We start from the raw sequence: 7,063 nt of genomic DNA, 5'->3' as shown, positions 1-7,063 counted from the left end.
ATCAGAGGGTGATGCCCTTGGAAGTGGCCGCCGATCGATGTCCCGCGATGTACGCGAAGGTCGGATAGGATTCCATTCCGGGTCACTACGGTCACCGATACCGCTTGCGGTGTGTTCCTTCTGCATCGGTTGCACGTCTCGTTGCCTGCATCGCAAGCGATGATCGGCAAGATGTCCACACCTGCCCAGCACCTCGCGATCTGCATTTCACCGGCCTGTCATTGAACTGGTCTAGCGCTGCTCCCGTCATCGCTGACGGTCAAGGAGCAAGCCATGTCGAAGCCGGTGCTGGGTGCCGCATTGTCCATCAAGTCGATTCCCGCCCATCGCGACTGGCTTCTGGAACGGCAGCGCGATCTGGAGATCCAGGATTTCTTCCGCGCCGATCTGCTCGATAGCGACTGGCGCAGCACGGCCGGCGAGATCAAGCAGATGTTGTCGGGCCACACCGGCCGGCTCGGCATCCACGGTCCGTTCTGGGGCTTCAAGATCGACAGCCACGATCCGATGATCCGCCAGGCCGTGACCAAGCGCCTGCTGCAGGGCCTGGACGCCGCCGAGTTCCTCGGCGCGACGCAGATGGTGATCCACTCGCCGTTCACGACCTGGGACCACAACAATCTCGATCTCTACCCCGACAACCGCGCCAACATCGTCGAGCGCGTCAAGGCGACGCTCGCCGAAGTGATCGCGCGCGCCGAGACGATCGGCTGCGAAATCGTCATCGAGAATATCGAGGACAAGGATCCGCGCGACCGCGTGCGCCTCGCCAGGGCGCTCGAAAGCGGCAAGGTCCGCGTCTCCCTCGATACCGGTCACGCCAATTACGCGCATATCACCACCGGCGCGCCGCCGGTCGACTATTACGTCGAGACCGCCGGCGACATGCTCACGCATGTCCATCTCCAGGACACCGACGGCTTTGCAGACCGGCACTGGGCGCCGGGCGAGGGCAACATCCCGTGGGTCGCCGTGTTCCGCGCGCTGGGACGGCTGACGTCCAATCCGCGGTTGATCCTCGAACTCCGCAACCACGACGACGTCCGCAAGGGCGCAGCGCATCTCGCCGCGCTCGGTCTCGCCGAATAACCGCAATCATCGAGGGCAGGGTCACCATCATGAGCAAGCTCACCCGTCGCACCATCCTGAAATCCGGCGGCGCCGCCGCAAGCACCTTGCTGTTGCCGCGCTTTGCGATCGCGCAGGGCGACAATCGTCCGTCGGTGACGGTCGCGGTCCAGAAGGTGACCAATTCGAACGTGCTCGACGTGCTGCGCGAGCAGTCCAATGTCGGCGAGCGCGTGTTCTTCTCGTCGATCTGGGAGGGCCTGATCTCCAAGAACTGGCGCGGCAATCTCGAAGCGGTGCCCGGCCTTGCCACCGAGTGGCGCCGCATCGACGACCAGACCGTCGAGGTGAAGCTGCGCCAGGGCGTCAAGTTCCACAACGGCGACGAGCTCACGGCGGACGACGTCGTCTTCACCTTCAGCCGCGAGCGCATGTTCGGTGAGACCGAGGCCAAGAACCGCTCGACCATCAAGGCGTTCGAGAAGATCCCGACGCCGCGGCCGGGCAAGGAGCTGCCGCCGGATGTCCCCGCGGTCGCCCGCCGCATCTGGCCGGACCTCGCGCGCGTCGATGCCGTCGACAAGTACACCGTGCGCTTCTACAACGCGACGCCCGACGTCACCATCGAGGGCCGGCTGCAGCGCTACGGCTCCGACATCATGAACCGCCGCGCCTGGGAAGAGGCCGCGAGCTATCTCGACTGGGCGCGCAAGCCGGTTACCACCGGGCCCTACAGGGTCGTCGAGCTCAAGCCCGACGTGTCGCTGACCCTGGAAGCCCACGACGAATATTGGGGTGGCCGTCCGCCGCTCAAGCGCATCCGCTTCCTCGAAGTCCCTGAAGTCGCGAGCCGCATCAACGGGCTGCTGTCGGGTGAATATCAATTCGCCTGCGACATCCCGCCGGACCAGATCGCCGGCATCGAGAAGAATTCCGCGTTCGAAGTGCAGGGCGGCACCATCCTCAATCACCGCCTGACCGTGTTCGACAAGAACCACGCCGTGCTCGCCAATCCCCTGGTGCGGCGCGCCTTCACCCATGCGATCGACCGCCAGGCTATCGTCGACAGCCTGTGGGCAGGCCGCACCCGCGTGCCGAAGGGCTTGCAATGGGATTTCTACGGCGACATGTTCAACGCCGATTGGAGCGTGCCGGCCTATGATCCGAAGCTTGCGCAGGATCTGCTCAAGCAGGCCAATTACAAGGGCGATCCGATCCCGTATCGCCTGCTCAACAACTACTACACCAACCAGGTCGCGACTGCGCAGATCCTGGTCGAGATGTGGAAGTCGGTCGGCCTCAACGTGCAGATCGAGACCAAGGAGAACTGGTCGCAGATCATGGAGCGGGGACCTGCGCGCGCGGTGCGCGACTGGTCGAACTCGGCCGCCTTCAACGATCCGGTGTCGTCGCTGGTCGCCCAGCACGGGCCGAACGGCCAGCAGCAGCAGATCGGCGAGTGGACCAACGCCGAGCTGAACAAGCTCTCCGAGTTCCTGGAGACCTCGACCGATCGGCCGGCGCGCAAAAAGGCGTTCCGCCGCATGCTGGAGATCGCCGAGCGCGAGGATCCCGCCTATACGGTGCTACACCAGAACGCGACCTTCACGGCCAAGCCGAAATCGATCAAGTGGAAGGCCGCGCCGGCCTTCGCGATGGATTTCCGCACCGGCAATTTCGAGGCCTGAGGGTGCAGCCGCTGGTCAGCATCGCGGACTTGCGCGTCGCCTTCAATGGGGTGCCGGTGCTGCGCGGCGTCGACATCGCCTTGCAGAAGGGCGAGGCCCTCGGCCTCGTCGGCGAGTCCGGCTCCGGCAAGTCGGTGACATGGCTGGCCGCGCTTGGCCTGTTGCCGCGGCAGGCGAAGGTCGCCGGCTCGGTGCTGCTCGACGGCCGCCAGATCCTCGGCGCGCCCGCCGCCGAGCTCGATCAGGTCAGGGGCGGGCGCATCGCCATGATCTTCCAGGATCCGGCGAGTGCGCTCAACCCGGTACTGACCATCCGCCGGCAGCTCTCTGAAGCGCTGGCGCTGCATCGCGACCTCTCGGGCGAGACCGTCAAAGCCGAAGCGCGCCGGCTGCTCGATCTCGTCGGCATTCCAGATGCGGCACGCCGGCTCTCTGCCTATCCGCACGAATTCTCCGGCGGCCAGGTCCAGCGCATCATGATCGCGATGGCGCTGGCCGGAAATCCGGATCTTCTGATCGCGGACGAGCCGACCACGGCGCTTGATGCCACCATCCAGGCGCAGATTCTGGAGCTGCTCTCCAGCATCCGCCGCGAGATGGGCATGGCGATGGTGCTGATCAGCCATGACCTCGGCGTCGTCGCGGAAAACTGCGACCGCGTTGCGGTGATGTATGCCGGCCGCATCGTCGAGCAGGCGCCGAGCCACCAGCTGTTCGCCGATCCCGTCCATCCCTATGCACAAGGCCTGATCGGCGCGTTGCCGCCGCTCGACGGGCCGCGCCGCCGCCTCACGGCCATTCCCGGCACGGTGCCCGATCCCGCGCATATGCCCGCGGGCTGCGCCTTTGCCCCGCGCTGCGCCTTGGCCGAGGAGCCATGCGGTCTCGCAGCTCCGACCCTGGTACCGATTGCGAACGAGCGCAGCGTTGCCTGCGTGCGCGCCGAGGCGTCGCGCCGCGCGCTGCTCAGGATTGCCGCGGAATGAACGCACCGCTCGTCGCGGTCTCCGCGATCTCCCGCAGCTACAGCATGCGGTCAGGAATGTTCGGCCGGGCTGCGGCCGTCCATGCCGTCGACGGCGTCTCGCTCACGATTCCCAGGGGCGAGACGCTCGGCCTCGTCGGCGAATCCGGCTCGGGCAAGTCCACCACGGGCCGCATCGTGCTCGGCCTCGAGCCGCCGGATCACGGCGAGGTGCGGTTCGACGGCAAGCCGATGGCCGCGCCGGGGACGGCTACGTGGCGTGCCCAACGCGCCCGCATGCAGATGATCTTTCAAGACCCGCTCGGGGCACTGGATCGGCGTCTGCCGGTTGGGACGCAGATTCGCGAGCCCCTGGACATTCATGGTCTGGGCACGCCCGGGGAACGCGAAGAGAGAGTGCGCGAGCTGCTGCGCGACGTCGAGCTGACGCCAGCGCATGGCGCGCGCTATCCCGGCGCGCTGTCCGGTGGACAGCGTCAGCGCATCGTGCTGGCCCAGGCGCTCGCCACCAAGCCGGATTTCCTCGTTTGCGACGAGCCGGTCAGCGCACTCGACGTCTCGATCCAGGCGCAGGTCGTGAACCTGCTTTGCGATCTCCAGGCGCAGCTGTCGCTGACGCTGCTGTTCATCAGCCACGATCTGCGCGTCGTCAGGCAGATCAGCAACGTCGTCGCCGTGATGTATCTCGGCCGTATCGTCGAGATCGGCCTCGCGGATGATCTGTTCGCGCAGCCCGAGCATCCCTACACGCAAGCGCTGGTTTCGGCTTCGCCGGCGCCGGGGCGCCGCAGCGCCGGCCGCATCGTGCTGGCGGGCGATCCGCCGAACCCGGCCGCGCGGCCGAATGGCTGCGCCTTCCATCCGCGCTGCCCGCGTGCGATCGCGCGCTGTGCGCAGGAGGTGCCGGTGCTGTCTGCCGTCGGCGGCAACAGGCAGGTTGCCTGCCATCTCGTCACGGGTGCCGCGACACGGGACGCGGCGTGATGGGACGCTATTTCGCCATCCGGATCGGGCGCGCGGCGCTCACGATCGTCCTCGTCGTCACCTTCGCCTTCGTGGTGCTGCGCCTCTCCGGCGATCCCGCCCTGATGATCCTGGGGCCCGAGGCGCCGCCGGAGGTGCTCGCGGCGTTTCGCAAGGCCTGGGGCCTCGATGATCCCATCTGGGCGCAGTATTTCGACTATTTCGGCGCCATCGCCAAAGGCGAGCTCGGCCGCTCCATGCGCGACGGCCGGCCGGCGATCGAGCTGGTGCTGGAGCGGATACCGGCCACGCTGGCGCTGACCTTGCCGGCGTTCTTCTTCAAGGTCGCGCTCGGCATTCCCGCCGGCATCTACGCCGCGCTGCACCGAGGCTCGGGAATCGACCGCGCCGTGATGATGACCGCGGTGGCGGGCTTCACTGTCCCGAGCTTCGTGCTCGCGCTGGTGCTGGTCCTCGTCTTCGCCGTGCAACTCGGCTGGCTGCCGTCAGGCGGACAGGACAGCTGGCGCCACGCCATCCTCCCCATCGCGACGCTGAGCCTCGGCGGCGCTGCGGTGCTGGCGCGCTTCACCCGCAGCGCGATGCTGGAGGTGCTGGGGCAGCCTTATATCCGCACAGCCTCGGCCAAGGGCGTGCCGTGGCGCAAGGTGGTGACGTCGCATGCGCTGCCGAACGCAGCGATCCCGACCGTCACCATTCTGGGCTTCATGGTGGGCACGCTGATCGCAGGCGCGGTCGTGGTCGAGAGCGTGTTTGCCTGGCCGGGAGTAGGGCGGCTTCTCGTCGTCGCCGTTGCCAACCGCGACCTCGCCGTCGTGCAATGCATCCTGCTGCTGGTCGCCATCACCATGGTGACGTCCAACCTGATCGTCGATTTCCTTTACGGCTTCCTCGATCCGCGCCTGCGCAGCAAGGGGGCCCACGCATGAGCGACGTCACCTTGAAGGAGACGGCACTCCGCCGCCGGATCAGCCTGCCGGCGATCCCGGTCTCGGTCCTGCTCGCGATCGGCTGGATCGTCGCCATGCTCGTCATTGCGGCCTTCGCCGAGATGATCGCCCCTTACGGCTTCACCCAGCTCGACCTGCGCAATCGCCTGGCGGCGCCCGGCAATCCCGCGCACTGGCTCGGCACCGACGAACTCGGCCGCGACGTGCTGTCACGCCTGCTCGTTTCCATCCGCATCTCGCTGCTGATCGCCTTCGGCGCCACCGCGATCTCGGCCATCGTCGGCACCACGCTCGGCTTCCTCGCCGCGCATTTCCGGGGCGCCGTCGAGCAGCTCGTGCTGATGCTGACCGACTTCCAGGCCAGCATGCCGTTCCTGATCATGGCGCTGGCCGTGCTGGCCTTCTTCGGCAATTCGCTGCCGCTCCTGATCGGGCTGATGGGCCTGTTCGGCTGGGAGCGCTATGCTCGCATCGCGCGCGGCCTTGCCATCTCCGCCAATGCCCAAGGCTACGCCGCCGCCGTCCGCCAGCTCGGGGCGACGCCGTCGCGGATCTATCTCCGGCATATCCTGCCCAACATCGCCTCGACCCTGATCGTCTCGACCACCTTGGTATTCCCCGAGGTGATCCTGATGGAGTCAGGCCTGTCCTTCCTCGGCCTTGGCGTGCAGCCGCCAATGACCAGCCTCGGCAACATGGTCGGCTATGGCCGGGAATACCTGACCCGGGCGCCCTGGATCATGCTGGCGCCGGCGACCACGATTGTGGTGACGACGCTGGCGGTGTCCGTGATCGGCGACTGGCTCCGCGACCGGCTCGATCCGACCTTGCAGTAGGGGACGGTCTCGGCCGTCATTCCGGGGCGCGCCGCAGGCGCGAGCCCGGAATCCATTTCGCCGCGCGGGTTGCGGCCCGATGGATTCCGGGTTCGATGCTGCGCATCGCCCCGGAATGACGGAGAATGAGCGACGAAAACCCCGCGCCGGGAGCAGGGGAGCCCTGTCCGGCCCAAGTTCCCGTTGCGCGCGTTCCCCCCGTGCGCTATCCGGCCTCAAAAGCCCGCGGCGGCACCACATTTTCCCGCCCCGGCCCAACCCCGAGGACGGAAACCGCCATGCCAGCCTATCGCTCCCGCACCACCACCCATGGCCGCAACATGGCCGGCGCCCGCGGCCTCTGGCGCGCGACCGGCATGAAGGACGGCGATTTCGGCAAACCGATCATCGCGGTCGTCAATTCCTTCACCCAGTTCGTGCCCGGCCACGTGCATCTGAAGGACCTGGGCCAGCTCGTCGCCCGCGAGATCGAGCAGGCCGGCGGCGTCGCGAAAGAGTTCAACACCATCGCGGTCGATGACGGCATCGCCATGGGCCATGACGGCATGCTCT

7 protein-coding genes are annotated in these 7,063 nt (G+C 67.1%); all 7 read left to right on the top strand.

Features of this window, described 5'->3' with window-relative positions:
• The first annotated feature begins 273 nt into the window (after positions 1-273).
• Positions 274-1,089 (top strand): sugar phosphate isomerase/epimerase family protein, encoded by an 816-nt coding sequence (locus JHD07_RS28260; protein WP_291628157.1) that lies wholly within the window; start codon positions 274-276, stop codon positions 1,087-1,089.
• Positions 1,090-1,118: 29 nt separating this feature from the next.
• Positions 1,119-2,756 (top strand): ABC transporter substrate-binding protein, encoded by a 1,638-nt coding sequence (locus JHD07_RS28255; protein WP_291628155.1) that lies wholly within the window; start codon positions 1,119-1,121, stop codon positions 2,754-2,756.
• A gap of 2 nt (positions 2,757-2,758) precedes the next feature.
• Positions 2,759-3,742 carry an ABC transporter ATP-binding protein gene (locus JHD07_RS28250; protein WP_291628153.1) on the top strand — a complete coding sequence of 328 codons (984 nt, stop codon included), beginning with the start codon at positions 2,759-2,761 and terminating at the stop codon, positions 3,740-3,742.
• On the top strand, positions 3,739-4,725 hold the full coding sequence (locus tag JHD07_RS28245) for an oligopeptide/dipeptide ABC transporter ATP-binding protein (RefSeq protein WP_291628151.1): 987 nt from the start codon (positions 3,739-3,741) through the stop codon (positions 4,723-4,725). The genes JHD07_RS28250 and JHD07_RS28245 overlap by 4 nt, the downstream gene beginning before the upstream one ends.
• Positions 4,725-5,654 carry an ABC transporter permease gene (locus tag JHD07_RS28240; protein ID WP_291628149.1) on the top strand — a complete coding sequence of 310 codons (930 nt, stop codon included), beginning with the start codon at positions 4,725-4,727 and terminating at the stop codon, positions 5,652-5,654. Before JHD07_RS28245 ends, JHD07_RS28240 begins: the two co-directional genes overlap by 1 nt.
• Positions 5,651-6,511, top strand: a complete 861-nt coding sequence (locus JHD07_RS28235) for an ABC transporter permease (protein WP_291628147.1) — start codon at positions 5,651-5,653, stop codon at positions 6,509-6,511. Before JHD07_RS28240 ends, JHD07_RS28235 begins: the two co-directional genes overlap by 4 nt.
• Before the next feature lie 278 nt (positions 6,512-6,789).
• A partial coding sequence (locus JHD07_RS28230; RefSeq protein WP_291628145.1) for a dihydroxy-acid dehydratase occupies positions 6,790-7,063 on the top strand: 274 nt, incomplete at its 3' end.

It is taken from the genome of Bradyrhizobium sp. (assembly GCF_016462955.1).
Lineage (GTDB): Bacteria > Pseudomonadota > Alphaproteobacteria > Rhizobiales > Xanthobacteraceae > Bradyrhizobium.
Note: the sequence above shows the minus strand (reverse complement) of the source record. Positions and strands in the feature narration are given on the sequence as shown.